Origin of the sequence: Edaphobacter paludis (genome assembly GCF_039993895.1) — a bacterium.
GTDB lineage: Bacteria > Acidobacteriota > Terriglobia > Terriglobales > Acidobacteriaceae > Edaphobacter > Edaphobacter paludis.
The window spans coordinates 1,827,741-1,853,430 of sequence record NZ_CP121194.1; the positions used below are offsets into that span (position 1 = coordinate 1,827,741).

Annotated in this window: 19 protein-coding genes; 8 read left to right on the forward strand and 11 right to left on the reverse strand. The window is 57.4% G+C overall.

Features of this window, described 5'->3' with window-relative positions; genetic code table 11:
* Positions 1 to 180 precede the first annotated feature (180 nt).
* Complete coding sequence (locus P4G45_RS07530) at positions 181 to 762, forward strand: PEP-CTERM sorting domain-containing protein (protein WP_348269057.1); 582 nt, start codon at positions 181 to 183, stop codon at positions 760 to 762.
* 69 nt (positions 763 to 831) lie between these two features.
* Here P4G45_RS07530 and P4G45_RS07535 read toward each other — a convergent pair whose 3' ends face one another.
* Together P4G45_RS07535 and P4G45_RS07540 are read right to left on the reverse strand one after the other, a co-directional pair.
* Entirely contained in the window at positions 832 to 1,371 is a 540-nt protein-coding gene (locus P4G45_RS07535) for a hypothetical protein (RefSeq protein WP_348269058.1), read from the reverse strand.
* A 157-nt stretch (positions 1,372 to 1,528) separates the two neighbouring features.
* Complete coding sequence (locus P4G45_RS07540; RefSeq protein WP_373694168.1) at positions 1,529 to 2,764, reverse strand: zinc dependent phospholipase C family protein; 1,236 nt, start codon at positions 2,762 to 2,764, stop codon at positions 1,529 to 1,531.
* Positions 2,765 to 3,083: 319 nt separating this feature from the next.
* Here P4G45_RS07540 and P4G45_RS07545 point away from each other — a divergent pair, with 319 nt between their 5' ends.
* Positions 3,084 to 3,521: a TlpA disulfide reductase family protein gene (locus P4G45_RS07545; protein WP_348269060.1), complete on the forward strand. Its 438-nt coding sequence runs from the start codon at positions 3,084 to 3,086 to the stop codon at positions 3,519 to 3,521.
* Between the two features lie 21 nt (positions 3,522 to 3,542).
* On the opposite strand, the gene P4G45_RS07550 is transcribed toward P4G45_RS07545, so the two are convergent.
* The 8 genes from P4G45_RS07550 to P4G45_RS07585 all read right to left on the reverse strand — a co-directional run bounded on the left by P4G45_RS07550 (position 3,543) and on the right by P4G45_RS07585 (position 12,409).
* Complete coding sequence (locus P4G45_RS07550; protein ID WP_348269061.1) at positions 3,543 to 4,856, reverse strand: rhamnogalacturonan acetylesterase; 1,314 nt, start codon at positions 4,854 to 4,856, stop codon at positions 3,543 to 3,545.
* 79 nt (positions 4,857 to 4,935) lie between these two features.
* Positions 4,936 to 5,244: a permease gene (locus P4G45_RS07555; RefSeq protein ID WP_348269062.1), complete on the reverse strand. Its 309-nt coding sequence runs from the start codon at positions 5,242 to 5,244 to the stop codon at positions 4,936 to 4,938.
* A 116-nt stretch (positions 5,245 to 5,360) separates the two neighbouring features.
* Positions 5,361 to 5,798, reverse strand: coding sequence for a CYCXC family (seleno)protein (locus P4G45_RS07560; protein ID WP_348269063.1), 438 nt, complete (start codon positions 5,796 to 5,798; stop codon positions 5,361 to 5,363).
* Between the two features lie 514 nt (positions 5,799 to 6,312).
* Positions 6,313 to 6,627 carry a 4a-hydroxytetrahydrobiopterin dehydratase gene (locus P4G45_RS07565; protein WP_348269233.1) on the reverse strand — a complete coding sequence of 105 codons (315 nt, stop codon included), beginning with the start codon at positions 6,625 to 6,627 and terminating at the stop codon, positions 6,313 to 6,315.
* A gap of 35 nt (positions 6,628 to 6,662) precedes the next feature.
* Positions 6,663 to 7,781, reverse strand: a complete 1,119-nt coding sequence (locus P4G45_RS07570) for an HD domain-containing phosphohydrolase (protein WP_348269064.1) — start codon at positions 7,779 to 7,781, stop codon at positions 6,663 to 6,665.
* A gap of 114 nt (positions 7,782 to 7,895) precedes the next feature.
* The gene (gene glmU / locus P4G45_RS07575; RefSeq protein WP_348269065.1) at positions 7,896 to 9,320 is read right to left on the reverse strand and encodes a bifunctional UDP-N-acetylglucosamine diphosphorylase/glucosamine-1-phosphate N-acetyltransferase GlmU; all 1,425 of its coding nucleotides are present in this window, start codon (positions 9,318 to 9,320) and stop codon (positions 7,896 to 7,898) included.
* A gap of 24 nt (positions 9,321 to 9,344) precedes the next feature.
* A complete protein-coding gene (locus P4G45_RS07580) occupies positions 9,345 to 10,841 on the reverse strand; it encodes a pitrilysin family protein (protein ID WP_348269066.1) in 1,497 nt (498 codons plus the stop codon).
* Positions 10,838 to 12,409: a pitrilysin family protein gene (locus P4G45_RS07585; RefSeq protein ID WP_348269067.1), complete on the reverse strand. Its 1,572-nt coding sequence runs from the start codon at positions 12,407 to 12,409 to the stop codon at positions 10,838 to 10,840. Before P4G45_RS07585 ends, P4G45_RS07580 begins: the two co-directional genes overlap by 4 nt.
* A 150-nt stretch (positions 12,410 to 12,559) precedes the next feature.
* On the opposite strand from P4G45_RS07585, the gene P4G45_RS07590 reads away from it, so the two are divergent.
* From P4G45_RS07590 to P4G45_RS07610, 5 genes are all read left to right on the forward strand, one after another.
* Positions 12,560 to 13,741: a glycoside hydrolase family 88 protein gene (locus P4G45_RS07590; RefSeq protein WP_348269068.1), complete on the forward strand. Its 1,182-nt coding sequence runs from the start codon at positions 12,560 to 12,562 to the stop codon at positions 13,739 to 13,741.
* A gap of 94 nt (positions 13,742 to 13,835) precedes the next feature.
* The gene (locus P4G45_RS07595; protein WP_348269069.1) at positions 13,836 to 16,313 is read left to right on the forward strand and encodes a 3-hydroxyacyl-CoA dehydrogenase NAD-binding domain-containing protein; all 2,478 of its coding nucleotides are present in this window, start codon (positions 13,836 to 13,838) and stop codon (positions 16,311 to 16,313) included.
* A gap of 24 nt (positions 16,314 to 16,337) precedes the next feature.
* Positions 16,338 to 17,504: an acetyl-CoA C-acyltransferase gene (locus P4G45_RS07600; protein WP_348269070.1), complete on the forward strand. Its 1,167-nt coding sequence runs from the start codon at positions 16,338 to 16,340 to the stop codon at positions 17,502 to 17,504.
* A 26-nt stretch (positions 17,505 to 17,530) separates the two neighbouring features.
* A complete protein-coding gene (locus P4G45_RS07605) occupies positions 17,531 to 19,354 on the forward strand; it encodes an acyl-CoA dehydrogenase family protein (RefSeq protein ID WP_348269071.1) in 1,824 nt (607 codons plus the stop codon).
* Positions 19,355 to 19,582: 228 nt separating this feature from the next.
* Positions 19,583 to 22,480, forward strand: a complete 2,898-nt coding sequence (locus P4G45_RS07610) for a protease pro-enzyme activation domain-containing protein (protein ID WP_348269072.1) — start codon at positions 19,583 to 19,585, stop codon at positions 22,478 to 22,480.
* Between the two features lie 44 nt (positions 22,481 to 22,524).
* Here the strand turns inward: P4G45_RS07610 and ppk1 are convergent, their stop codons facing one another.
* Positions 22,525 to 24,702: a polyphosphate kinase 1 gene (ppk1, locus tag P4G45_RS07615; protein ID WP_348269073.1), complete on the reverse strand. Its 2,178-nt coding sequence runs from the start codon at positions 24,700 to 24,702 to the stop codon at positions 22,525 to 22,527.
* 188 nt (positions 24,703 to 24,890) lie between these two features.
* Here ppk1 and P4G45_RS07620 point away from each other — a divergent pair, with 188 nt between their 5' ends.
* Positions 24,891 to 25,667: a methyltransferase domain-containing protein gene (locus tag P4G45_RS07620; protein WP_348269074.1), complete on the forward strand. Its 777-nt coding sequence runs from the start codon at positions 24,891 to 24,893 to the stop codon at positions 25,665 to 25,667.
* The last annotated feature ends 23 nt before the right edge of the window (positions 25,668 to 25,690 follow it).

Below are 25,690 nucleotides of genomic sequence, written 5' to 3' on the forward strand. Positions count from 1 at the left end.
GAGTGATTTTCGCTAAATGGAGGTTTTTCTCCTGTTTAGCTGTAAAACTTTGCAGCTATAGCAAGATCTCATGCCGATTTTTGAGGTTTTTGCAGGATTTTGTTTGGAGGTCGAGGTGCAGTATTTTCTACCGGCATCACTTGGCCATTTTGATGCGAGTGATGTGAGGAGACCATAATAATGCGATTCGGGATCACGATTACTGCTTTAGCCCTTTCTTTGCTGCCGATGTCTGCTCATGCGAGCAGCTTTGTCTATAACCTCGACGTTGCGCTGTCGGGTGGAACGGTAACAGGAACGATCACAACGGATGCTAATTCGGGCGTGATTGCGACCACAGATATCGTGGATTACAGCTTGATGTTGAATGATGGCACCCATACGCTGAACCTACTGGGACCATTAAGTGGAAATAATTCGCAGGTATTGATTGGCGGGTCGGCGGTGACGGCGACTGCGGCGGCGCTCTCTTACGATTTTGCGGCGGATGCCTCCTATTTTGTCATTCAGTCACCCCACATAAGAGCAGGGACGAACTTTTTCTGCCTCAACGATCCGGTTGCCAGTTGCAGCATCGGCGGAAATTCCAATGTGGCTGCGGAGATTGGTGCGGATCCGATCTTTCAGGGGCCTCCCATGGATGGAGTCGGCGTCTTTGCCACGGCGGCTGGGCCTTCACCCGTTCCAGAGCCTTCGACGATGGCGTTGATGGGGACAGGCGTGCTGGGTCTGCTGGGAGCTGTCCGACGCCGGTTGAGTTAACAGAAGAACGAAAGCTTGGTGCACGGCGCAGACCTTTCGGTCTGCGCCGTGCTGTTTTGCAGCGACGGATCAGTCGGGAACTTGCCAGCCAACCGGGGTCTGGGCAAGGGTGGCTACACCGGTGGCGTGGCCGCTGGTGATCTCGGCCATGGCCGGGAAAGCCTTGAGGACCGCGGCTGATTTGGCCCAGACGGGAATATCTTCCACGGTGTAGTGATAGGTCACCTGGGTCTCTTTGAATCCGTTAGCCAGAGCAGGGGGAGTGAAGTGGTCGATCGTGTTGGCGACGCGGTGGCCATAGCAGAAGCGCGGCGCGTAGCGGACACCGAAGGTAGTGACGGTGTAGCGGCTGACGTGGATGGACATCTCCACGGTCTTATCGAGGAGTTGCGATTTGACCAGCGTGTCCATCCGGGCGGTCTCTTTGGGGTCGGTCGTCTCGTAGGGGAAGCTGATGTTGCTAAGCAGGCAGTCGGGGTGGTCGACGAAGTGTTTATTTAGACCCTGGAGAAAGTTTTCCGATGTGGGAGCGGATTTGGAGTGGCATCCGACGAAGGGAAAGAGAAGTGTGCAGAGGAGCGCGGAGTTCAGTAGGGTCGATGGTTTCATATGGTCACTTCTAGTTACATTTGAGTTGGATGCTTTGTTTTCGAGGGACGGCTAGGTTGATTACGATCAACCTAGCCGTATCTCAAAATCCATGTCCCAGAAGCGGAAACTCTGCGGCAAGTGCGTGGAAGGTTGTGTGTCCATGTGTGGTGGTGGCTTAGTTGGCCCCAGGAGGATCGACGGTGCCATCGCCGGGGATTGGCGGAGCTTCCGGATTGAGTTCGGCAGGAGGTTCCTGAGTGGTGGGGACGGTTTTTAGAAGCGCTAGTTCCGCCTGAACCCTGGCCCATTGCTCGGGTTTCTTCTTAGTTGAGATGGGAGCGGCGGGATCGGCGTAGTAGTCGGCTATGTTTGTTTTGAGGCCGGAGGGCACGGGCTTTGTGGGATCGCGCGTGATGGTCGCCAGCAGCTTAGCGTAGGTTTCGTCGGTGAGGCGATAGGCTCCCGGCTTTACCTTGGCTCCGGTGTCGAGGTCGCGGTTGGGGACGTAGGAAGTCACATAGTCGAAGTTCGCCAGGACGTGCCGCAGGACGGTGGCAGAGCGGTTGAAGCTTTTGACATAGAGTTCCTGTGTCTGGGCGTTTGGCCCACGGATGGCGGCGTCGGAGAGAGGCCCGATGGGGGGCAGAATGAAGAGGACGCCAGCAAGGAGATGAGTTCCGATCCCGGGCTTTTTGCGGTATTGATCCCACCCGTTTTCGAAGTCGGATTGAGAGAGGTCTTTATAGAGCTTGTCGAAGTCTGGGGTGTTGGCTTCGGGGGGAAAGCTGTGTTTATGCAGGATGACTTCGGCATAAGCGATGCGTGGGAGGAAACTGCGGACGGCGAATTGATAGCCGCGCAGGACAGGTCTTCTGTGGCCGATGATCTGGTAGAGGTCGATTCCGTAGGTTTGAAAGAGAGAACGGCGGAGCAGTGGAATGGGGACGGCGAGGCCGACGTGCTTGAGATATGCCGAGGGCGCGAAGTGGCGCTTGCTGAGTTCGTTGACATCGAAGGCGAATTCGGTGCGGACGTGGGCGTGCTCCCCTTGCTCGTAGGTGACGAAAGGGCCGTATTTCTTGCCCAGCTTGGGAAACTCGATGGGAACGGCTTGGTTTATGGCTTCAGAGTGGCCAATTGTGTCGCCGTAGTAGTGGGAGAGGGCTCCGATGGCAAAGGCGAGCTCGTCGGCGGTGTGGGCGTTGTGGATGAGACTGAGAACGAAGTCGCCGGGACGGACGTAGTGGGTGAGATCGCTGAGAAATGTGTTGCCGAAGGGATAGTAGCCGAGATCCTGGATTGCACAGCCGCCGTAGGCGTAGGCGTGGGCTTCCTTGATCTGCGCCTCGGTGAGGTTGGGGTAGCGCTTGAGCAGGAGCGGGCGAATGGATTGCTTCCACGTGAGATCCACAAGCTGCTCGTGGGTCTGGACAGAGTAGGAAAAGGCTGGACGGGAGAAGAGGAGCAGCAAGAGTACGACAAAGAGCGCTTTGGAGTGGGAGCGGGTGAGACAAACCGCTTTCGCCTGGGGCCTGTACATACAAAGAGGATAAACGGAACTGCGATTGAAAGGGAGTGAACTTATGGGGGATGGGAGATCTCTATGATAGGAGTGAGTGGGCATCGAGATGAATGATCGTGGGAAGAGCTGGCTCGGGATATTTTTTGTAGTGGCAGCATCGCTGGCGCTTTTTATATCGATGCACCGGAGTCGTGTGCGGGCGGGAGGTATGACACCTGTTGCGATGCGCCATCTCGCTCCAGATATGAAGTTGGAGCGGTTGGATGGGGGTAGCTGGCGGCTGCGGGAGCATCGCGGACAGGTGGTGCTCATCAATCTTTGGGCGAGCTGGTGTGGGCCATGCCGGGAGGAGACTCCGGGGCTGGTGAAGCTTTCTCTTGAGGATGGTCCGAAAGGTCTCGCGGTGGTCGGGTTATCGCTCGATGTTGGTGACAGGGAGAAGGTGCACGCGTTCGTGCGGCAGTTCCAGGTGCCCTATCCGATCGTATTTCCTGAACCGATGTCGCAGCTCGCGGATACGGTAGATGGTGTGCCAACGACCATTCTGGTGGATAGGAATGGTCGTGTGGCGAAGACCTATGTGGGTGCGGTGCAACGAGCGGTCTTTGCGTCAGATATTGACACTTTACTTGCGGAGAAAGAGTAACTCGTCGCCTTATGATTTGCGTCAGACCTGTGGAACCTTCATAACGTCAGGTGTTGTGGCTGGAATGGGAGTTGCAGGCAGGTGGAAGTCAGCCTGCGAGTCGGGATGGGCTGGATCGAATTTGCCTGCATCTTTGGTGATGAACTTTTTGAGGGGTAGGTTGTTCTGGCGGATTCCGTCGACGATGCAGCGAGCAAGCTCGTAAGCTCCGTAGCTGTTGAAGTGGGTGTCGTCGCTGATGGCCTTGGTCTGGTTAGGGTAGGCGTTGGCAGGGAAGTGCATGAAGGCCTTCTTGGCGCCTTCGGGGCCCATGGCTTCGAAGAGCGTCTTGCTCATGGTGTTGAGGTCGATGAGGGCAGCGTGCTGCTGGGCGGCGACTTCGCGCATGGCGTCGGGGTAGCCGGCGAGCGAGTTAGTGATGTGTCCGGCGTCGTCGAAGGTGCGGCGGTTCATGCTGGTGACGAGAACGGGGGTGGCGCCGGCGGCGCGGGCCTTGGCGATGTATTCGGTGAGCAGGGCTTTGTATTCGGGGATGGGGACGACGGCGTGGTCGGTGCCGCGCTGGAGCTTTTGGTCGTTGTGGGCAAACTGCATAAAGAGATAGTCGCCGGGCTTGATCTGGCTGAAGATCTTGGCGAAACGCTGCTCGCTGACGAAGCTTTTGATGGTCTCGCCGGACTCGGCGTGGTTGGCGACGACGACGCCGGGACGGAGAAAGCGGGGGAGGATCTGGCCCCAGGCGGTCCAGGGCTCGACGTCCTGATCGACGACAGTGGAGTCTCCGGCGATGTAGATGGTGGGTTCTTTGATCGGTTGAATTACGATGCTGCGGACGCTGGGGTTGTCGCCGTTGAACTCCAGCGTGAGCTTGTGGTCCCAGTCCATGTTGCCGTTACGCTCGCGAGGTTTGAGGTGGACGTGTTGCGTGACTCCAGAGGCGTCTGTGAACTCGGGATAGCGGATGTTGACGTCGAAGGTGTGCTTGGCGGAGGCGTTGGCGTGGATCGGGATTCTTTCGAGCATGAGGCGGCGGGCCTCGGCCCACACGGTGGTGGTGGAAGCTTTGTCCGATCCCAGAACTGTTGTGACTCGGTAGCTGCCTTCGGGGAGGGAGGCGGAGAAGAAAAAGGGCTTGTCGCTGGAGCAGGACTTTGAGGAGATGGCGGGGATGGTGTCGAGGTCGAAACCGGGAGTGGCTTCAGTGAAGGCGGAGGTGGGGCTGAGGGTGGTGTAGCCGGGCTTCGACGCTCCGCAGATGAATTTCTGCGCGGAGGCGGAGGGCAGCAGGTTGGTGGCGAGGGCCAAAGTTGAAGCGGCGAGGGTGAGGCGGTTCATGCTTGCTCCCTAATCAGTAGAAACAGTTTCAAAGGGAGAATATTAGCATTTGAAGCCGACAATGGGGAATAGGTGGCGGCTAGTGGCCTCCGGTTAGCCAGAGCATGTAGGGGTCGAGGAGCAGGAAGAGGATGAGGCAGATGGAGAGAAGGTCCATGTAGAGGCAGAAGAGGACTCCGACGTGGAATAGATCCCATTGTGGGCAGCGCATGCAACGAAGGGTGTCGGCGCCGCCAATGAGGGCAATACCTGCAGGGAGCACGAGAAAAGGGTTGGTGCGGTCGTTGGGAAAGCCGGAGAGGAGATAGGCGGCCCCGAGGCTGAGAAGCACGAGCGCGCTGCCCCGCAGGAGGGAAGTTTTGTGCGGATTGAGGATGCGGGATCTCATGCCTTGGCCCAGAACAGCTCAAAGCAAGGATAGGCCAAGCCGAGATAAAACTGCCAATTGCATGGGCAAAGTGAACCGGCTCCGCCGCGCATAGCGGGTAATTCGGCTTTGGGCTCTTAGAGGGCAGCTTTGGTGAGGTCGATGGTCTGCCAGTCGCCCCGTTCGATGCCAGCTCGAATCTGGGCAGGAGTTACACCCTTCATGGTTTGCTGGTAGGCGTAAACAGCTTCGCGCATGCAGGTGGAGCATGCGGCTCCGTGGGTCCCTTCGAAGCAACTATGCAGGCTATTGTGTCCCATGACGCGGTCGCAGTGGCAGTAGCAGGGCTGCTGATGGAGCACGGACGGGATCTTTGCCGCCATCTTATATACAGTCACCTGATATGGATGCGAGAAATAGGGGCCGGTGAGCTGATCGCCGCTCAGGACAGGCGGGAGGTGTTTCTTCGGCGCGGTCGCGTTGTAGGCCGGTACATCGTCGGAGGGGTTGGTCCACTGCGCAGACGCAACCATGGTTACAAGGCCTAACACTACACACCCGAGTATTCGCTTCATGTCGGACATCATAAATCGCGGCAGGAGGGAATACCAAATCAGGGCCGGTCTGCTGCCTGCCGGAGGGGGAATGCGCCAATTTGTTCAAGATGAAAATAGCGAAAGCTAAAGGGGATTAAGGATTTGGAGCACCCGGACCAGATGATCAACAAGAAGGTCAGCCTAAAAGACAAAAAAAAGGCGGCATGAACGATGGTTTGTTCATGCCGGGAGGCCAGTGACGCAACTTGTGTCAGCCGTGAATCGATGATGCGGGCTGAGAAACTTGTTCGGTGCGGATACTCACGCTTGCCGATGAATTGAATATACCACAATGTGTATCCGCAAATCCTAAAATATGTTCAATCATAGAAAAAAATCATTTTCAAAATAGAAAATATTGTCGGTCAGAGCGGCATAGGTGTGTGTAAGTCATTTATATTCATATGGGTGGCCAGTTAGGCTCCTGAGAAATTTCCAAGCAAAAATAATTTAAAAAAGTGAAAACTGGTCTCCACACCCGATGCTCTCTTAGTTAACTTTTTGCAGCGTATGGGCTGGAATGGCTGGCGAGTTCGGCCGTGATCCGGCCCGCCATGGCTGCATCCCGTTCAGTGATTCCACCTGCATCGTGCGAGACCAGGGCGAGCACGACGTGGTTGTAACGGATATCGATGTCGGGGTGGTGCCCGGCGTCTTCGGCGATGGTGGCGATCTGGTTAACAAATGCCATCGCTTGGGGAAAGTCGCTGAATGTCCATTCATGAACGAGCTTGCCGTCTTTCAACTGCCACTCGGGATGGGCGCGCAATACATCTTCGATTTCGGTTGGAGTCAAAGCCCTTTTCATGGCGATCACCTCGCAGGTACATCTGCAGGGAGATGCTAGGCTTCCCGTCGGCCCGGCGCAAGGACGGGGCGGCAGAAGGTGGAGGACAGCCCGGCGGTAGGCATTTTGGCAACTTCGGCACGGAGATCGGTCCATGAATTGATGGGCATGGCGAGGAAGGCTTCGACAATCTGCGGATCGAACTGCTTTCCTGAGCAGCGGGCGATCTCGGCGCATGCAGTTTCGAAGCTTGTCCCCTTACGGTAGGGGCGATCGGAGGTCATGGCGTCGAGCGCGTCGGCGATGGCGAAGATACGCGCGCCGAGGGGAATGGCTTCGCCGCTCAGTCCCCGTGGGTAGCCGGTGCCGTCGAAGCGCTCCTGGTGGGCGTATACGATCTCGGCGGCTTCGCGAAGGAAGGGGATCTTGCGCACCATCTCGTAGCCGCGCTCGCAGTGCTCGCGCATGGTGGTCATCTCGTCGGTGTTGAGTCTGCCGGGTTTGAGCAGGATGCTGTCGGGAGTGGCGATCTTGCCGATGTCGTGGAGGAAGGCTCCGCGAGCGATGATGCGAAGCTCGTCGGTCTCGACGCCTATGGAGCGGGCGAGGGCGATGGTGTAGGCGGTGACGCGACGGGAGTGGCCCTCGGTCTCTTCGTCGCGCAGGTCGAGGGCATCGCCCATGGCTTCGAGCGTGATGTCGTAGCTTCGTTCGAGGTCCTGCATGGTGGAGCGCAGACGGCCGGTGCGGGTGGAGACGATAGATTCGAGGTTGTGGCGATAGATGGCGTTTTGTTTACGCAGGCGGCCATGCTCGATGGCGCGCAGGATGACACTGTCGAGTTCGGTGCGTGAAAACGGTTTGAGGAGATAGTCGATAGCGCCGCGGCGAAAGGCGCTGGTGGCTACCTGGGTGTCGTCGATAGCGGTGCAGATGACGACGGGGATGGCGGGGTAGTCGAGGGAGATGTCGTCGAGCAGGCTGAGACCATCGCTGCCAGGCATGATGATGTCGGTGAGGACGAGATCGTAGTCAGGGTCCTGCTGCAGGCGAATGAGAGCGTCCTGGGCGTTTTCGGTTGCCGTCGTTGCGTGGCCATCATGTTCAAGCAGCGCTACGAGAGTATCGCGCATCGCGGCTTCGTCTTCGACGATCAAAATTCGTTTCTGCGGCATGAGTAGGCACTTTTGCGCAGTAGCGCAGCCGCTTCGTTCGATGACGTCGATACGAGCGGCTACGAGCCTTATCGGCGTCGAGTGCTGTTTCTTTATTGCTGGGCTAGAAGCTGCCTAGGTTTTTTTGATTGCTGCTTGCTTTGCCGCAGCCCAGCCGGGTTTGGTAGTTTGACGGCTTCGGCCCAGGGCGAGTGCGCCTTCGGGGACGTCTTCGGTGATACAACTTCCGGCGGCGATGTAGGCACCGGCTCCTATAGTGACAGGAGCGACGAGGGTCGAGTCGGAGCCGACAAAGGCGCCGTCGCCGATGATGGTCTGGTGCTTGTGAACGCCGTCGTAGTTGCAGGTGATGGCGCCCGCGCCAACGTTGACTCCGGCACCGATGATGGCGTCGCCGAGGTAGTTGAGGTGGTTGGCCTTGGAACCTTTGCCCAGCGTTACTTTTTTGGTCTCGACGAAGTTGCCGACGTGGGCGTTTTCGCCGATGCGGCTCTCAGGGCGGAGATGGGCGTAGGGGCCGAGAATTGCGCCGTCGCTGACTTCAGCGCTATCGAGGATGCAGCCGTTGCGTACGGTGACTCCGTTGCCAAGAGTCGATTGCTGAATGACGGAGTAGGAGCGGACTCGGCATTCTGTGCCGATGGTGGTTGCGCCGAGTAACTGGACGTAAGGCTCGATGATGGTATCGGGGCCCACGGTGACGGCGGCATCAATGACACAGGTTTCGGGACGGAAGATGGTGACGCCCTGGGCCATGAGGCGCTTCGCTGTCTCCATGCGCATGGCGGCGTCGAGGTGCATCATCTCGGCGATGGTGTTGGCGCCGAGGACCTCGTTGACGTGGTCGGCTTTGACGGCGACGACGCGCTCGCCGTCGGCGACCAGCATGGCGGCCACATCGGTGAGGTAGAACTCGGCGTGGGCGTTGTCGGTGGAGAGGGAATCGAGCTTGCTGAAGAGCGCCGCGGTTTCGAAGCAGTAGATTCCGGAGTTGATCTCGGGTGTGGAAAGCTGGTCGGGGCGGAGAGACTTCTGTTCGACGATCGCTGTGACTTCAGGTTTGTCCGAGGAGACGCGCAGGACGCGACCGTAGCCGGTGGGATCGTCGGGTACGGCGGTGAGGATGGTCATGGCGGCGTGTTCGCGGAGATGGAGCTCGCAGATGGAGGCGATCGTCTCGGGCCGGATGAGAGGCACGTCGCCGGAGAGGACCAGAAAATGTCTGGGGATGGTTGCGCCGGTTTCGGCGAAATGCGCCTTGACCTGCTGGAGCGCGTGACCGGTGCCGCGCTGCTCTGCCTGGAGGACAAACTGCACGCCGGTAGGGGCGACTGCGGCGCGAACGCGATCCGCTTCGTGGCCGATGATGCAGTAGATGTGGTCGGCGGGGACTATGGTTTTAGCTGCGTCGATAACGTGCAGCAGCAGAGCTTGTCCGCCGATCTCATGCAGGACCTTGGGGCGCTTACTTTTGAGCCGCGTTCCTTTGCCTGCGGCCATGATGGCAATTGCAAATCCAGTGGCGTCGATAGCATCCATAGATAGATAGGGTCTCACGGTAGGTTACCTGGTGGGCTTGCCCGGCGGCGGCGGGATTGCGATATCGAGATTCGTTACATTGCCCAGGGTATCGAGCTTTGGCGAGATCTCGGACTGGTTGCCTACTACGACGATGGCGAGCTTCGAGGGGTCGACGTATTTGTTCGCTACGCGGGCAACATCGGCTGAGGTGACCTTTTCGATGCCGGTTTTGTACTTGTCGAGGAAGTCGGGCGGGTAGCCGTAGAAGGCCAGGATGACCTGTTCGTTCAGCGTCTTCTCGGGCGAGTCGTAGTGGAAGATAAAGGAGTTGAGAACCTGATCTTTTGCTTTGTTGAGCTCTGCCGGGGTGGGTGGTTCTGTTTTAAGCTTTTCGATTTCGGCCAGCAATGCCTTCGTGGCGGCTACGGTGCTTGTGCTCTTTGTGCCCGCGATGACGTAGAAGATTCCAGGATGATCGTAGGACGCTCCGAAGCTGCCGCCCACGTCGTAGGCGAGACCGAGCTTGGTGCGCACATCCTGCACGACGCGGGAGCCGAAGCCACCGGAGAAGACTTCGTTCATGACGCTGAGGGCGTAGTAGTCAGGGTTACGCCGTTCGGTGCCGAGACCGACGATGAGCACATTGGACTGGTCTACGTCGCCCTTTTCGGCGAAGTAAATGGCGCGGTGGGGATCGGTGAAGTGAATAGGCGGCGTGCTGATGAGCGTGCCACGCGGCATCGATTCAAAGGCCTTGCGAAGCTTGGCTTCCATCACCGTGCTGTCGAAGTCTCCGGAGACGGCGACGATCATGCCGTTGGGTACGACCGTTTTGTCGTGCCAGGCCTTAAGGTCTGCCAACTTAACCGCTTCGACGGTGGCGTACTCTTCCTGGCGAGCGTAGGGATTTGTTGGGCCGTAGACCTGCTTGATCGCTTCGCGGTTGGCGATGCTGCTGGCGTCGTCGTTGCGGCGCGAGATGCCGGTCTCCAACTGCCGCTTGGCTAAAAGGAGCTTGTCAGCCTTGAAGTTGGGGTGCTGCAGCAGGTCCATTGTTGCGGCGAAGACGGTGTCGAAGTCGCCCTTGAGGCTCGACCAGTTCACTGAAGTGGTGGCGGTGCTACCGTTGGTCTCAAGGCTGGCTGCCTTGTTTTCCAGCTCGTCGTCGAGTTTGTCGCCATCGACCGTTGTGGTGCCGCTGGTGCGCCAGGTCTGGCCATAGAGCGATACGAGGCCAATTTTGTCTGCCGGTTCGTCGCGGCTTCCGCCTCGGATGAGAATCGTTCCATTGATGAAGGGAAGCTCGTGATCTTCCTGCAGGAAGATTACGAGGCCATTCGCCAGTTCGATTCGCTTTGGCTGCTTCGGTTTGAAGGCATGGAGGGGTGGAATCGGAATCTGCTTCCACGGCTGTGCGGCTGGCCTGGTGCTGGTTGCCGGCTTGGCTGCCGTCTGAGCAGTGCCGCTCATCGGTGTCATCGTGGTAAGCAAAACCGTCAGTGCTATGCCGGCAAAACGCATCGTCGAGAGTCCCTTCATTTTGCACCTCCGGTTTGCGCCGGAGCAGGTGTTCGAGGAGTGGGCAGTTGGGAAGGCTCGGGATTCTGTTGGGGTGGGACGAAGTCGATCTGCGCGCTGGTGCGATTGCTGGCAACAAAGATCTTATTAGCTACGCGGCGTACGTCCGCCTTGTTGACAGCGTCGATCTTGTCCAACTGGCGAAATAATTCTCGCCAGTCTCCGTAGCGCGTCTGATATTCGGCGAGCTGGTGGGCGAGACCTTCGTTGTCGGCGAGGCCGCGTAATAGATCGGCACGCGCACGGGTCTTGAAGCGGGCAAGCTCTTCATCGGTTACATCTTCATTCTTGAGGCGATCAATTTCTTTGTGGATTGCCGTCCGCATCTCCTCAGGCGAATGGCCGGGGAGGGGAACGGCATACACGGCGAACAGGCCGGGATACTTTTCGCCGGGGAAGCCGCTGAAGCCTTCGGCCTCCGCGGCAATGCGCTGATCGCGTACAAGGCTGCGATAAAGCCGCGCGGTGCGACCATTGGAGAAGATGTCGGTGATGGCGTCATAGACGGCATCGTCAGGATCGCGGTAGTCGGGGCGGTGGTAGCCCTCGATATAGAAAGGCTGGGTTGCCTCTTTGATGACGACGGATTTTTCCGCGAACTGCGGCGGCTCGATGGTCGTCATCGGTTCGGGCTTCGGGCCTGCGGGGATGGGGGCAAAGTAACGTTCAAGAATGGGCATCGCGGTGGATGCCTTCACGTCGCCGACTACCGCAATCACGATATTCGAGGGCACGTAATACTTCTTGTGAAAGGCTTCGGCTTCGGTCGCGGTGACCTGGCTGATCTCGCTCTCCCAGCCGACTCCGCTACGCCCATAGGGATGAGCCACATAGGCTGTGGCCAGAAGCTGCTCGACCATGCGGCCTATCGGGGACGAGTCGATGCGCATCCGGCGTTCTTCCTGTACTACATCTCGCTCTTTATAAAATTCTCGTTCGACGGGATGCCCGATTCGCTGACTCTCTAGATAAGCCCAAAGCTGCAGGCGGTTGGATGGCATACTCCAGAAGTATTCGGTGGAATCCTCGCTGGTGGATGCGTTGACTCCTACGGCACCATTCTGCTCCGCGATCTGCGAGAACTGATTGGGAATGACATATTTCTCAGCGGCAGCCTGGGCGTCCTGGAACACCTTCTTGAGCTGCGCCAGTTTGGCCGGATTCTGACCGACTCGCTTGCGAAACTCGGCATCGTAAGCGGCGTAGGCCACTTCAACCTTTGCCAGAGCGATTTTTTCGGCAGGATAGTTGGTGGTGCCGATCTCAGTGGACCCCTTGAAGGCCATGTGTTCGAACATGTGAGCCAGGCCGCTGTCGCCCTGCGGGTCGTCCGCCGATCCTGCATCGACCAGAGTGTAGAAACTGAAGACGGGCGCTTCGGGCCGCTCGCAGACGATGAGCGTGAGACCGTTTGGAAGCACCTTTACGGTTGTGCGCTTTTCGAAGCTGGCGAGGTCCTGCGCTTTTGCCGTGCAACATAGAGCCATCCCAAGCAGCAGTGTTGCAGCAATCGCACTTCGAACTCGCACAGAACTACCTCCAAAAATGATTATTGCAAGAAGTCTAACTATACCGAAATGGCAGCGTTCGAGGTTGCGGAGCGTAATCGGCAAACGTCTGTTCTAATGGTGTCCATTATGTCTTCTGTCGAAAGATTCTTTCTTCCGTTCACGCGCAAAATGAGTGGTTCAAACTTTCTGGGCGCATTGCTGCTCAGTGCATTTCTGGCGGGCTCTTGCTTCAGCGCGGGGGCACAGACACCTGCTCCGAAGTCGGCGGTCGTCCCTATCAATCGGGATGCGGCAGGCGACGCTCCTGACGATCCCGGTCCGCTCGCGACCGATCTTTCTTCTGCGATCAAACCCAAAGCCATCTCTGCGGTGATGAAGAAGGTCGCCGATTGGGAACTGACGGTTGCCGAGCCCAGCTTCAACCAGCAATGGACGTTTGCCGCGCTCTATGACGGGCTGCTTGCCGCTTCGTCTACGACGCACGATGCGAAGTACCGCAATGCGGTGGTCCATATGGCGGAGGGCTTCAACTGGCAGTTGCTGGATAATCGGTTTCCTCATGCCGACGATCAGGCGCTGGGGCAGGCTTATCTCGATCTCTATCGCGCCGACCGCCAGCCTGTGCGACTGGCCGATACCAAGGCCGTGATGGATCGTCTCGTCGTACGCCCCGATGATCCCAATAAGCTGCTGTGGTGGTGGTGCGATGCTTTGTTCATGTCGCCGCCTGTGCTTGCCCGCACCTATGCGATTACTCACGACAAGAAGTATCTCGACTATATGGACCATGAGTGGTGGCTTACCTCCGCCAGTCTCTATGACCCGCAGGAACATCTATACTTCCGCGATAGCCGCTACCTGACCCAGAAGCAGGCGAATGGCAAGAAGTTGTTCTGGTCGCGCGGCAATGGGTGGGTGATGGGCGGCCTGGTGAACGTGCTTGAGTTCATGCCTGCCGATTATCCGAGCCGTGCGAAATATGTAGAGCAGTTCCGGCAGATGGCGGCAAAGCTCGCAGAGATTCAGAGTCCCGATGGACTCTGGCGTTCCGGCTTGCTCGATCCCGGCGCCTATGAGCTTCCCGAGGTTTCGGGATCTGCGTTTGTAACCTACGGCATCGCTTATGGAATCAACCATCACATTCTCGATCGCGCCAAGTATGAGCCTGTTGTCGAGAAGGCGTGGAAGGGGATGCTGAGCCACGTCTATGCCGATGGCCGACTTGGCTCCATCCAGCCGATCGATGGACAACCTGGAAAGTTCAAGCCGTCGGCCAGCTATGTCTACGGCGTTGGAGGCTTCCTTCTCGCGGGATCGGAGATGCACCGCCTGGCGGAGTCAAAGCACTGAGTTGCAACGAGGTCTTACTGTCATAGCTGCTTGACGTACTGAATGGTCATTCAGTACGCTTCAAGCGTCCGAGGTTTTCTCCGGAGTTCGCCTGATGCCCGAGAGCAGCGTCGCAGCAAGACAGATACGCAAAGCCGCCGTTCTCGGAGCCGGAACCATGGGCTCTCGTATTGCTGCGCACATCGCCAACACAGGCGTTCCCGTGGTCCTCCTCGACATTGTGCCTCCCGGAACGGCTTCGGACGCTCCGAAGCAGGAGCGGAATAAGCTGGTTCTTGCGGCGATCGATGCTCTGAAGAAGTCCAAGCCGGCTGCTTTCTACGTGCCCGACAACGCTCGCTTCATCACGATCGGCAACTTTGAGGACGACCTTCGCCTTATCGCCGACTGCGACTGGATTCTTGAGGCGGTCGCCGAAAACCTCGACATCAAGCGTTCGCTGCTGTTCAAAGTTCAGCAGCATCTCCGCGCGGATGCAATCCTTACGACCAACACCAGCGGTCTGCCCATCGCGGACATTGCAGCCAGTCTTCCCGGCGATCTGAAGCCGCATTTCTTTGGCACGCACTTCTTCAATCCGCCGCGTTATATGCGTCTGCTCGAGATCGTTCCAGGCGCAGAGACGGATCCCGCTGACGTGGCTACGATTACGCGCTTCTGTGATCAACGGCTGGGCAAGACCGTCGTCCGCTCGCACGATACGCCCAACTTCATCGCCAACCGTATTGGAACCTTCAGCATGGGCAACGCTATTCGCCTGATGCAGGCGCAGGGATTGTCCATCGAAGAGGTGGATGCTCTTACCGGCTCCGCGCTGGGCTGGCCAAGGACAGGGACCTTTCGGCTCGGCGATATGGTTGGCATCGACGTGTTTGCCCACGTCGCAAAAAACTTCGAAGCGCAGGCAGCACGAATTAAAGATGAGCGAGCCGATGTTGGGCTGGCACCTTTTATCGACAAGATGATTGAGAAGAGATGGCTCGGCGACAAGACGGGGCAAGGATTTTATAAAAAAGCGAGCGGAGACTCCGGTAAAAGTGGCGGAAAGGACTCGGAAGGTCGCGATCTACGCCTCGTCCTCGACTGGCAGACGCTGGACTACAGGCCCAGCGTGCGGCCTAAGTTCCCCGCGCTCGACATGGCAAAGAACGTCGAATCGACCGCCGCACGTATTCCACAACTTCTTCACGCTGATGCATCGAAATCTAAAGCCGCGGCATTTTACTGGCCGCTGCTCACTGAACTATTCACCTATTCCTCGAACCGGGTTCCTGAGATAACCGACAGCATTGTCGAGGTAGATGAGGCCATGAAGGCGGGTTTCAACTGGGAGCTTGGGCCTTTTGAGATGTTCGATGCCGCCGGAGTCCGCACCACGACGGAAAAGATGCGTGCCGCGGGAGCGCCCATTGCCGCCAGCGTCGAGAAGCTTCTAGCCATAGGCGAAAGCTGGTACAAGGATGACCCGGCTGTTCCCAGCGGACGAGTCTTCTTCGATCCCGTCACTGGCAGCTACAAGCCCGTGCCCATGGTGGAGGGCGTCACGTCGCTTGCCACCATTAAGAAGGCCCGCGGGGTGGTCAGAAAGAATCCCGGAGCTTCCATCATTGATCTGGGTCAGGGCGTTGCCGCCATCGAGCTGCACTCGAAGATGAACGCGCTTGGCGACGATATCGTCTCGCTGATTACACAGACGCTGAAGCCTTCCAGCCAGCAGGTGACGGACTTCGATGCCTTCGTCATTACTGGCGAATCGGCGAATTTCTCTGTGGGCGCTAACCTCATGCAACTTCTTCTCACGATCCAGGACGAGGAGTGGGATGAGGTCGATCTTGCGGTCCGCAACTTCCAGAACATGACCCAGACGATTAAATTTTGTCCGCGTCCTGTCGTTGTGGCGCCGTACGGCATGTGCCTCGGCGGAGGCACGGAGATCTCTCTTCATGCTGCCGCTCGACAGCCCCATGCGGAACTCTATATGGGTCTCGTCGAGGCGGGTGTAGGGCTCATCCCCGGCGGCGGAGGTTGCAAGGAGATGGTTTTGCGCAGTATCGAGGCAGGATCGAGCATTCGGCCGGATGCGCGCGGCGAAGGCGTCGAAATATTTGAGGCACTCAAGAAGAACTTTGAGACGATTGCCAAGGCGACTGTTTCAACCTCTGCGGCAGAGGCTCGCAACCTCGGTTTTCTCCGGCCTTCGGACAACATCACGATCAACCGCGATCGACTCCTTACTGACGCTAGACTTCGTGCCCGTGCTATAGCGGATGCTGGATACGCCACACCCATTCCGCGTACCGATATTCCCGCGCCCGGCGAGAGCGTTCTGGCGACGTTGAAGCTGGCTGTCTGGACGATGCGCGAGGGACAGTACATCTCCGATCATGACACTAAGGTGGCCAATTGGATCGCCTATGCGCTTTGCGGAGGCAATGTCACTCCCGGCACGCTGGTCAGCGAACAGCATCTGCTAGATCTCGAGCGCGAGGCATTTCTTAGCTTGTGCGGAGAGAAGAAGACGCAGGAGCGCATCGCTTTCACCTTGAAGACGGGAAAGCCGTTGAGGAACTAGGAGCAGACCTGGAGTGGTCTTTCTATGAACGAAGTCGTCATCGTGTCCGCAGTACGAACCGCAGTAGGCAAAGCTCCTCGCGGTACGCTTCGCACGACGAGGCCCGACGATCTCGCTGCGTTCGCCATTCAGGGGGCATTGGAGCGGGTGCCTCAGTTGGATAAGAAAGAGATTGAGGACGTGATTCTGGGTTGCGCGATGCCCGAGGCGGAGCAGGGAATGAACATTGCCCGGGTCGCAAGCTTTCGCGCCGGATTGCCCATTGAGACCGCTGCAATGACGATCAACCGTTACTGCGCCTCTGGCCTGCAAAGTATCGCTCTTGCTGCGGACCGCATTCGCGGTGGAAGCGCGGAGGTGATCCTCGCCGGAGGTGTCGAGAGCATGTCTTATGTTCCCTTTGGTGGCAATAAGATCTCCGTCAATCCATGGCTGGTGGAGAATTATCCCGGCTCGTATATGTCGATGGGACTCACCGCCGAACGAGTGGCGGCCCATTATGGCATCACACGCGAGGCGATGGATCAGTTCTCCTATAACTCGCACCAGAAGGCCCTCGCTGCAATTGCTGCTGGAAGGTTCGACGATGAGATTGTTTCGGTTACGGTTACGAATACATCTGCCAACGGCAAGTCCGTCGAAACCGTCTTCAAGACCGATGAAGGTCCTCGCTCGGATACTTCTCTTGAAGCGCTTGCCAAGCTGAAGCCTGTCTTTCATGCCAAGGGGACAGTTACGGCAGGAAACTCTTCGCAGACCTCCGACGGAGCTGCCGCTGCCGTAGTCATGTCCGCTAGCCGCGCTGCCGCACTCGGCATCAAGCCGCTGGCGAAGTTCATCGCGTTTGCGTATGCCGGATGTGATCCCGAAGAGATGGGCATCGGGCCGATCTACGCTATTCCCAAGGTCCTCAAGATGGCAGGGTTATCGTTGGACGACATTGCCGTCATTGAACTCAATGAAGCCTTCGCGGCGCAGTCGCTCGCAGTCCTCAAGGTGCTCGGCATTGATCCTGCGAAGGTCAATGTTAATGGAGGAGCCATCGCCCTCGGCCATCCCCTGGGCTGCACCGGAGCTAAACTCACTGCCACTCTTCTCCGCGAGATGCCGCGCCGCAATGCAAGGTACGGCATGGTAACAATGTGTGTAGGCGGAGGCATGGGCGCCGCCGGAATTTTCGAGGCTGCATAACTGCTGTTAGATGTAAGGAGCTTGATATGGCCACGATGATCGTCCCCTCCGCGACTGCCGACACGAAGATCGTTCCAGGCGGTTCATTCCTTATCTCCGATCCCTCCCCGCAAGACTGTTTCTTCCCCGAAGACTTTTCCGAAGAGCAGCGCCAGATCGCTCAGACGACAACCGAGTTTGCCACTAACGAGATCGTTCCCGTCTCTGATCAGATCGAAGCCAAAGATTTCTCCATCATCCGCCGCCTCCTCAAAGAAGCCTCCGAGCTTGGCCTGACCTCCGTGGATATCCCAGAAGAATACGGCGGTCTGGAGATGGACAAAGCCACCGCCGCTATCATCGCCGACAACATCGCCCGGCAGGGAAGCTTCTCGGTCATCTTCTCCGCGCACGTCGGTATTGGGACGCTGCCCATCGTCTGGTACGGCACCGCCGAGCAAAAAAAGAAGTATCTGCCTAAACTTGCCAGCGGCGAGTTCATCGGAGCCTACGCTCTCTCGGAGTCCACCAGCGGCTCCGACGCCGTCAGTGCCCGCAGCCGGGCCGTTCTATCCCAAGATAAGCAGACCTATACGCTGAATGGCGAAAAGATGTGGATCACCAACGCGGGATTCGCCGACCTTTTCACCGTCTTCGCGCAGTGCGCCATGCCCGATGGCCCCAAGGCAGGCGAAGAAAAGCTCACCGCGTTTCTCGTAGAACGCGGAACGCCTGGACTTACCATCGGCAAAGAAGAACACAAGCTGGGCATACGCGGCAGTTCGACCTGCCCGCTCATCCTGGCAGACTGCAAGATCCCCGCAGCTAATCTGTTGGGCGAGGTGGGCAAAGGTACTCACATTGCCTTCAATATCCTCAACGTTGGCCGGTACAAGCTCGGTAATGCCGCTGTCGGGGCTGCGCGTATGGCGCTCGGCAACGGCATTCGCTACGCCAAGGAGCGCAAAGCCTTCGGCAAATCTATCTCTGAATTCGGCCTCATTCAGGAAAAGCTTGCAGACTGCGCGGTCGGCGTCTTCGTCGGCGAAGCGCTCTCCTACCGTACGGTAGGGATGATCGACGCGGCCCTCTCCAATGTCGATAAACACGACACGTCCGCCATCCAAAAGGCAATTGAGGACTACGCCGTCGAGTGCAGCATCGTCAAGATCTGGGACTCGGAGATGCTCGACCACGTCGTCGATGAAGTGTTGCAGATTTATGGGGGCTACGGCTATGTCGAGGAATATCCGGCCGAACGTGCTTACCGTGATTCGCGCATCAATCGGATTTTTGAAGGCACCAACGAGATCAATCGTCTCATCATCACGGGATGGCTGATGAAGTCGGCGATGTCCGGAAGGCTGGCGTTGATGCCCGCAATCAAGCGGCTTATGGACGAGGTGATGGCTGGTCCGGTCTCAAAGGAAGAGGTGGAAGGCCCGCTCAGCGAGGAATTCAATCTTCTGGCAAGCGCAAAGAAGCTGACCCTCTTTGCGACCGGAGCCGCCGCCCAGAGATACATGGCCAAAATCTCCGACGAGCAGGAGGTCATGGGGGCTATCGCCGAGATGGTTATCGAGGTCTACGCGATGGAGTCGGCCATCCTGCGTGCGGAGAAAATTACTGCCTCGAAGAGAAGCGCCGGTGCCGAAATTCCTGTAGCCATGGCACGTATCTACGCGGTGGGGGCCATGGAGAAGATTGAACTCTGTGCTCGCAAGGTTGTTGCCGCCGTAGCCGAAGGCGACATGGTCCGAACCCAGTTCACGATCCTCCGCCGCCTCGCTAAATATGATCCGGCAGACACTGTTGCTCTGCGTCGCCAGGTAGCCCAGCACATCATCAAGGCAGGGAAGTATGCGATCTGAATCCCACGCATGTGGGATGTACTCGACGCGCAACATTTTTCTAGAATGGATGTTTAAGTGGGTGTGACGGTCAGGCACCGGGTTATAGTCCGCAAATCAATCAGTTGGCTGTCTACGATGCTGGAGTCTGCTCTCTTGACGCTGAAGTCCATCACCGTCGCAAGACGAAACTTGCGGTCGGCACGGGGCAATTGCAGTTGCTAAACCATTACGCAGGAAAGACCATTTATGCAGAGCCCTTCGCTTTTTAGGAATATCCTCCCAGTCCTCGGCCTCGTTTTCGCTCTTTCGCCCCTGGGACAAGCAGCGTCTCCCAATCGGATCGCAGCCGTCGCCGCGGAAAGCCGCGCCGCTGTACCGCATACTGTCTCGCCGCGGGTAAAAAATGCGGCTGATCTCGGCTCGGCGCCTTCAGATCGTGTTCTGGATAGCCTCACCCTCCGCTTCAATATGACTGCCGCGCAGCAGGCGACGCTCACCCAGCTTCTTAACGACCAGCAGAACCCCAGCTCGCCGCGCTACCACCAATGGCTCACGCCGGAACAGTTCGGCGCGCAATTCGGTCTCAGCAGCGCCGACTTGGCCAAGGTCTCTTCGTGGCTGACCAGCCAAGGGTTCACCATCACCGGAGTGGCGCGCAGCTCTACATTCATCACCTTCACGGGAACTGTTGACCAGGCGCAGAAGGCCTTCCATACCACCATTCACAATTTGAACCTCAACGGCGAACAGCACTTCGCCAATACCACTGATGCAGTGTTACCTGCATCGATTGCTGGCGTTGTCTCGACTATCACCGGCCTGAATAACTTCAGGCTTAAATCGCGCGCCGTGCCTCGCGTCGTCAAGACCGATGTATTGGACCCGAAGTACACATCGTCTGTCTCCGGCGGTCACTTTATTGCTCCGGGCGACTTCTACACGATCTATGACAGCAAGGCTCTTATCAGCAGCGGCATCGATGGCACCGGGGTCGGAGCAGGGACAGGTGGCGGATACAGTATCGCCGTGATGGGCCAGGTTGATCTCAGCCTGGCCGATGTTGCCGCGTTTCGGGCCGCATCCGGGCTTCCCGCCAATGTGCCTACGGTTAAGACCTATGGTCCCGATCCTGGAGCTGCCACAACGAGCACCAGCACCCCAAACACGGGCGACTTGGCCGAGGCCCAACTTGATGTCGAATGGTCAGGGGCCAGTGCACCTTCCGCAAAAATTGTTTACGTCAACTCGAAAGACGTGATTAATACCTCGATGCCGGCCGCGATCGACAATAATCTTGCGCCCATTATCTCGATCAGCTATGGCAATTGCGAGGCCGCAGCGGGAATCAGCGACATGGATTCCTTCAATCAGCTCTTTCAACAGGCCAATGCGGAAGGCATCACAATCGTCGGTCCGGCCGGCGACTCCGGCGCCACTGATTGCGACTCCAATACAGCTATAGCCACGCAGGGCCTCGGCGTCGATTTTCCCGGCAGTTCACCCTTTGTAACCTCCGCCGGTGGCACCATGTTCAACGACGGGAGTAGCACCGGCGCAACCACATACTGGAGCGCCACCAACGGAGCTAACTCGAGCTCGGCTGTCTCCTATATTCCCGAGACGGCTTGGAACGAGACCAGCGCAAGCGGCCTCAGCGCGGGAGGGGGAGGGGCCAGTGCTTTCTTCTCCAAACCCTCGTGGCAATCCGGAACCGGAGTTCCGAACGACTACGCTCGGGATGTTCCTGACATCTCCCTCGATTCGGCCTCCAATCACGATGGCTATCTGTTCTGCGCACAGGGATCATGCGTCAATGGCTATCGCGACGCATCCGGCAATCTGAACGTGGTAGGTGGAACATCGGTAGTGGCGCCGTCCTTTGCGGGCATTCTTGCGCTGGTCGAACAGGAACAGCAGAAATTATCTCCTAATATCAGTCCGCGCATCGGCAACGCCAATCCGACTCTCTACGGCCTGGGGTTGGGAAATAGCTCGTACTATAACGACGTCTTCCATGACATCACCGGCGGCAACAACTCCAGCCCATGCGAGACCGGTACGCCCAATTGTCCCAGCACCGGCAGCATCGGCTACACTGCCGGTACCGGCTACGACCAGGCCACCGGCCTGGGAACCATCGACGCATATAATCTCGCGACCAAATGGAGCCTTTCCACTCCGACCGGCGTTAACAGCGCAGCTACCATCTCCGCTACGTCACTCACGACTACGGCTTCCATCTGTGGGATCTCCAGCGGCAGTCTTCCCCTTTCTGTCAACGTCATTAATGGCACCTTTGATAGCAGTGGGAATCCCATCACCGGTAGTTTCCCAACAGGCACCGTACAGTTCTTCGTCGATAGCGCGGCCGTTGGTTCGCCTGTGGCCCTGGTCAGCGGCCATGCAGCGTATACCCTCAACACATCGGCGATTTCGTCGGGTGCACACACAATTAGCGCCGTATATTCCGGCGACAATACCTATGCTGGATCGAGAGGAACACTGCTCGCGTCCGACGGTTCACCGTCGCCCATTGACGTCGTCTCTACGACGAGCCCGGATTTTTCGATCACGCCTTGTAATGCCAATGTAACTGTGAAAGCTGGCGGTGTCGGTCCCGGTATTGTTTTTACGCTTACCCCGTTCCAAGGATTTACCGGACCCATCACCCTGACGACCAATACCAATCAGACTGTGGCAGCCAGCTACAGTTTTTCTCCTGCTCTTTCTTCGACAAATACCATCACGATCAACTCGACGGCCAGCGTGCCGGTGACGCTTACGCTGTCGGCTTTTCAAAGCAATGCAAAGACGGCAACAGCCCAACTTAAACTGGCCTCAAATCATCCTCCTGCGATGAAGCTGCCCTGGTATGTCGCCGGGTCCGGCGCAACTCTGGCATGCATGTTTCTTCTCGTTCTTCCGCGCCGTCGTCGCTGGGGCGCGCTCCTTGCCGTAATCATCTCCGTTGGTATTATTGGCGCTGGCGGTTGCGGAGGAAGCAGCAGCAGCACGCCCACATCTACGACAACACCTACCCCCACTCCCGTTACCAACGCAACACCGGGAACGTATACCATCACGATCACGGCGGTAGCAGGGAATGTCTCTCATTCCGCAACTATCCTGTTTACCGTTCAATAGCGCCGATGAATTGATAGAGGCCGCGCTTTCGAGTGCGGCCTCTATCATTGATTGGAGTGTCCCGGCGGCGGCGATGACATCCCTTCGGCTGTCCCTTCCGCTATGCGCATCAAGTAATCCTGAGCGTTGAAGGCTACACCCGTGCGCGGCGCCCGAATATACTCGCCATCCGGCTGTAGCAACCGGGCCTTCGTGTTGTCCCTCAAGTAGGCTGCAAGAATCTCTTCGCGCAGACGCCTCACCAGGTCCAGCTGTATCACTGGAAAGAGGACCTCGCAACGCTCGAACAGATTTCGCGGCATCCAGTCCGCACTGCCGCAGTAGATCTCTTCCTTGCCACCGTTTGCAAAGCTGAAGATCCGACTGTGTTCGAGAAATCGCCCGACAATGCTTCGCACGCGGATTCGCTCACTCAAGCCCTTCACTCCGGGTCGTAGCGAGCACATCCCCCGCACAATCAAGTCAATTTCGACGCCGGCCTTCGATGCGGCATACAGTGCTTCGACGGTTGCGCGGTCGAGCAGGGCATTCATCTTCGCAACAATCGCTGCTGGACGCCCCGCCTTTGCATGGATTGCTTCCCGGCTAATCAGCGTAATCAGGCTATCTGCCAGGGTCAGCGGGGCGACCATTAATGGTGCATAGGTGATGGCCTCCGTCTCTGCGGTCAGATAGTTGAACACCTTCTGCACTGCCTCGGTCATCTCCGGCCGCGAGGTCAGCAGGCTGATGTCGGTATAAAACCGCGCGGTCACCGGATTGTAATTTCCCGTTCCCAAGTGGGCATACCGACGTACCACGCCATCGGGATCGCGCCGCACCAGAAGGGCCAGCTTGCAATGAGTCTTCCGACCGAAGATTCCGTGAAAAACTCCTACACCGGCATCTTCGAGCTCTCTCGCCCAGCGAATGTTCGAGTCCTCGTCGAACCTCGCCATCAGTTCCACGACGACAGTGACGTCCTTATTCTGTGCTGCTTCAATCAGCGCACGGAAGATCGGCGAATCCTTGCTCGTCCGGTAAAGCGTCTGCTTCATCGAGATGACGCCGGAATCTTCCGCCGCTGCCTCGATAAAATGCTCCACGGTCTTGTAGGAGTCGAAAGGATGGTGCAACATGATGTCCCGTCCGCGTAACTCCTCGAACAAGTCGACAGCTTTTTGTCCGAGCCTGAACTCTTGACCTGTAAAGGGAGGATATTTAAGCTCAGGCCGCTTGGTCTCCGAATAAAGATTCATGAGACGCGAAAGGTTGACTGGCCCTTCCGTCCGGAAGACCTGCCATGGATCGAGCTCAAAAGTAATTCGTAGACGCTCGACGATCTCTTCCGCGGCGAAGCCGTCAATTTCCAACCGGACTGCATCGCCCTTGCGTCGGTTGTGCAGTTCGGCGCGCACACTCTCGAGCACCGACCTTGACTCTTCCTCCTGCAGGTAGAGGTTACTGTTCCGTGTCACCCGGAACGCCGAGCGCGACAGTACCTCATATCCGCGAAACATACGTTCCGCTTGTGACCCGATTAACTCGTGCAGCAGAATAAAATCGCAGTTGCCTTCCGTCCCTGGCAGCGACACCAGCCGAGGCAGGGAACGGGGCACCGTCACTACGCCCAGGGTGGCGGGCCGAGCTTCGCCATTTCCTTTACGCTTGTTCCTGAGCAATAGCGCAAGGCAAAGCGCCTTATTCAGCACTCTCGGGAAGGGATGCGAGGGATCGATCGTTACCGGTGTCAGCAGAGGATCGACCTCTTTCTCATAGAACTCCAGCGCATAGCTTCGCGCCTCATCGCTCAACTGCTCCCATCGCAGAACATGAATTCTTTCTTCCTGCATTGCTGGCAGCAATCGCTCATTCCAGCACTGGTATTGCGCCTCGACGAAATTCTTCAGTCTTTCGCGCAGTCGTTCAAGGCGTTCCTGTGGCCGCAGTCCGCCTTCGTCGAGCGGCTGGGCCAGGTCATATCCATCCTCAATCCGCTGCAAGATACCAGCCACGCGTATCTCCACAAACTCATCCAGGTTGCTGGCCGTAATGGCGAGAAACTTCACCCGCTCCAGCAGCGGATTCGTAGCGTCCTCCGCCTCTTCCAGTACTCGCTGGTTGAACCGCAGCCACGACTCATCGCGGCTGAAGAAAAGATTCTCAACAGCCTTTGCGGGAGCGGCTTTTGTAACTCTTGTACTCCGTTGTTTGGCAGTAGCTACTCGCTTTTTAACAGTCATAGAGGTATACGAGCTTACCGTACTTCTGTCAGCTATTTGCAACTCTGAGGCAATATCCACATTGGCGACGTTATAGTCATGGCCACAAAAGCGGTAAATATTGTTCAAAGTTGCTGATAATATAGCTCAACTAAACGGGCCCCAGTTAAGCCGCACCACAATTTGAAGCGACAGGAGACCTGTGAGCCATGCTGAATGCGTTGCAGTATCGAATCCTGAGGAGCCTCTATCCGCGAAGTCCAGACCTGCTTGTCGAAGCCGGAGATAGATCAAAACTCGATCTCCTGGGAAGCAATTTTTTGAGCAAGATTCCAGGTAAGTCCGTCATCGACTTCGGATGCGGAATCGGCACCGAGGCAATCGAGATGGCACAACGGGGCGCCGTCAGGGTCATAGGAATCGATATTCGGGAAGAATGTCTTCAGATCGCCAGGGAGGCAGCAGCCAGAGCAGGTGTTCAGGATCGTTGCACCTTTACGACTTCGACCTCGGAAACGAGTGACATTATCGTGTCCATCGATGCCTTTGAGCACTTCAAGGACCCTGCTGAAATATTGCGAATCATGAATACTCTGCTCAAGCCGGACGGAGAGATTCTCTTAAGCTTCGGTCCGACCTGGTACCACCCACTTGGCGGTCATCTATTTTCAGTTTGTCCATGGGCACATCTTATGTTCAGCGAAGACGCTCTCATACGATGGAGATCGACGTTCAAGACGGACGGAGCGACCCGGTTCAGCGAGGTTGCCGGTGGGTTGAACCAAATAACGATAAAGAAGTTCGAGAAGCTTGTTGCCGAGAGCGACTTCTGGCTTCTCAATATGGAACGCGTCCCTATCGGCAGACTGAAGCGGGTTCATAACCGCCTTACGTCGGAGTTCACGACGGCGCTCGTGCGCGGAGAACTAGTCAAACGTGAAAGTTCACTGGCGTCTTCGGGTATCTATTCGAAGGCGCTACCGTAAACGACGTCATTTAGTAGGTTGAC

Excerpts from the sequence above, each read along its gene's own strand:
- P4G45_RS07530 (WP_348269057.1), top strand. The coding sequence starts at position 181 with ATGCGATTCGGGATCACGATTACTGCTTTAGCCCTTTCTTTGCTGCCG.
- P4G45_RS07535 (WP_348269058.1), bottom strand. The coding sequence starts at position 1,371 with ATGAAACCATCGACCCTACTGAACTCCGCGCTCCTCTGCACACTTCTC.
- P4G45_RS07545 (WP_348269060.1), top strand. The coding sequence starts at position 3,084 with ATGACACCTGTTGCGATGCGCCATCTCGCTCCAGATATGAAGTTGGAG.
- P4G45_RS07550 (WP_348269061.1), bottom strand. The coding sequence starts at position 4,856 with ATGAACCGCCTCACCCTCGCCGCTTCAACTTTGGCCCTCGCCACCAAC.
- P4G45_RS07555 (WP_348269062.1), bottom strand. The coding sequence starts at position 5,244 with ATGAGATCCCGCATCCTCAATCCGCACAAAACTTCCCTCCTGCGGGGC.
- P4G45_RS07560 (WP_348269063.1), bottom strand. The coding sequence starts at position 5,798 with ATGAAGCGAATACTCGGGTGTGTAGTGTTAGGCCTTGTAACCATGGTT.
- P4G45_RS07565 (WP_348269233.1), bottom strand. The coding sequence starts at position 6,627 with ATGAAAAGGGCTTTGACTCCAACCGAAATCGAAGATGTATTGCGCGCC.
- P4G45_RS07570 (WP_348269064.1), bottom strand. The coding sequence starts at position 7,781 with ATGCCGCAGAAACGAATTTTGATCGTCGAAGACGAAGCCGCGATGCGC.
- glmU (WP_348269065.1), bottom strand. The coding sequence starts at position 9,320 with ATGGATGCTATCGACGCCACTGGATTTGCAATTGCCATCATGGCCGCA.
- P4G45_RS07580 (WP_348269066.1), bottom strand. The coding sequence starts at position 10,841 with ATGAAGGGACTCTCGACGATGCGTTTTGCCGGCATAGCACTGACGGTT.
- P4G45_RS07590 (WP_348269068.1), top strand. The coding sequence starts at position 12,560 with ATGAGTGGTTCAAACTTTCTGGGCGCATTGCTGCTCAGTGCATTTCTG.
- P4G45_RS07595 (WP_348269069.1), top strand. The coding sequence starts at position 13,836 with ATGCCCGAGAGCAGCGTCGCAGCAAGACAGATACGCAAAGCCGCCGTT.
- P4G45_RS07600 (WP_348269070.1), top strand. The coding sequence starts at position 16,338 with ATGAACGAAGTCGTCATCGTGTCCGCAGTACGAACCGCAGTAGGCAAA.
- P4G45_RS07605 (WP_348269071.1), top strand. The coding sequence starts at position 17,531 with ATGGCCACGATGATCGTCCCCTCCGCGACTGCCGACACGAAGATCGTT.
- P4G45_RS07610 (WP_348269072.1), top strand. The coding sequence starts at position 19,583 with ATGCAGAGCCCTTCGCTTTTTAGGAATATCCTCCCAGTCCTCGGCCTC.
- ppk1 (WP_348269073.1), bottom strand. The coding sequence starts at position 24,702 with ATGACTGTTAAAAAGCGAGTAGCTACTGCCAAACAACGGAGTACAAGA.
- P4G45_RS07620 (WP_348269074.1), top strand. The coding sequence starts at position 24,891 with ATGCTGAATGCGTTGCAGTATCGAATCCTGAGGAGCCTCTATCCGCGA.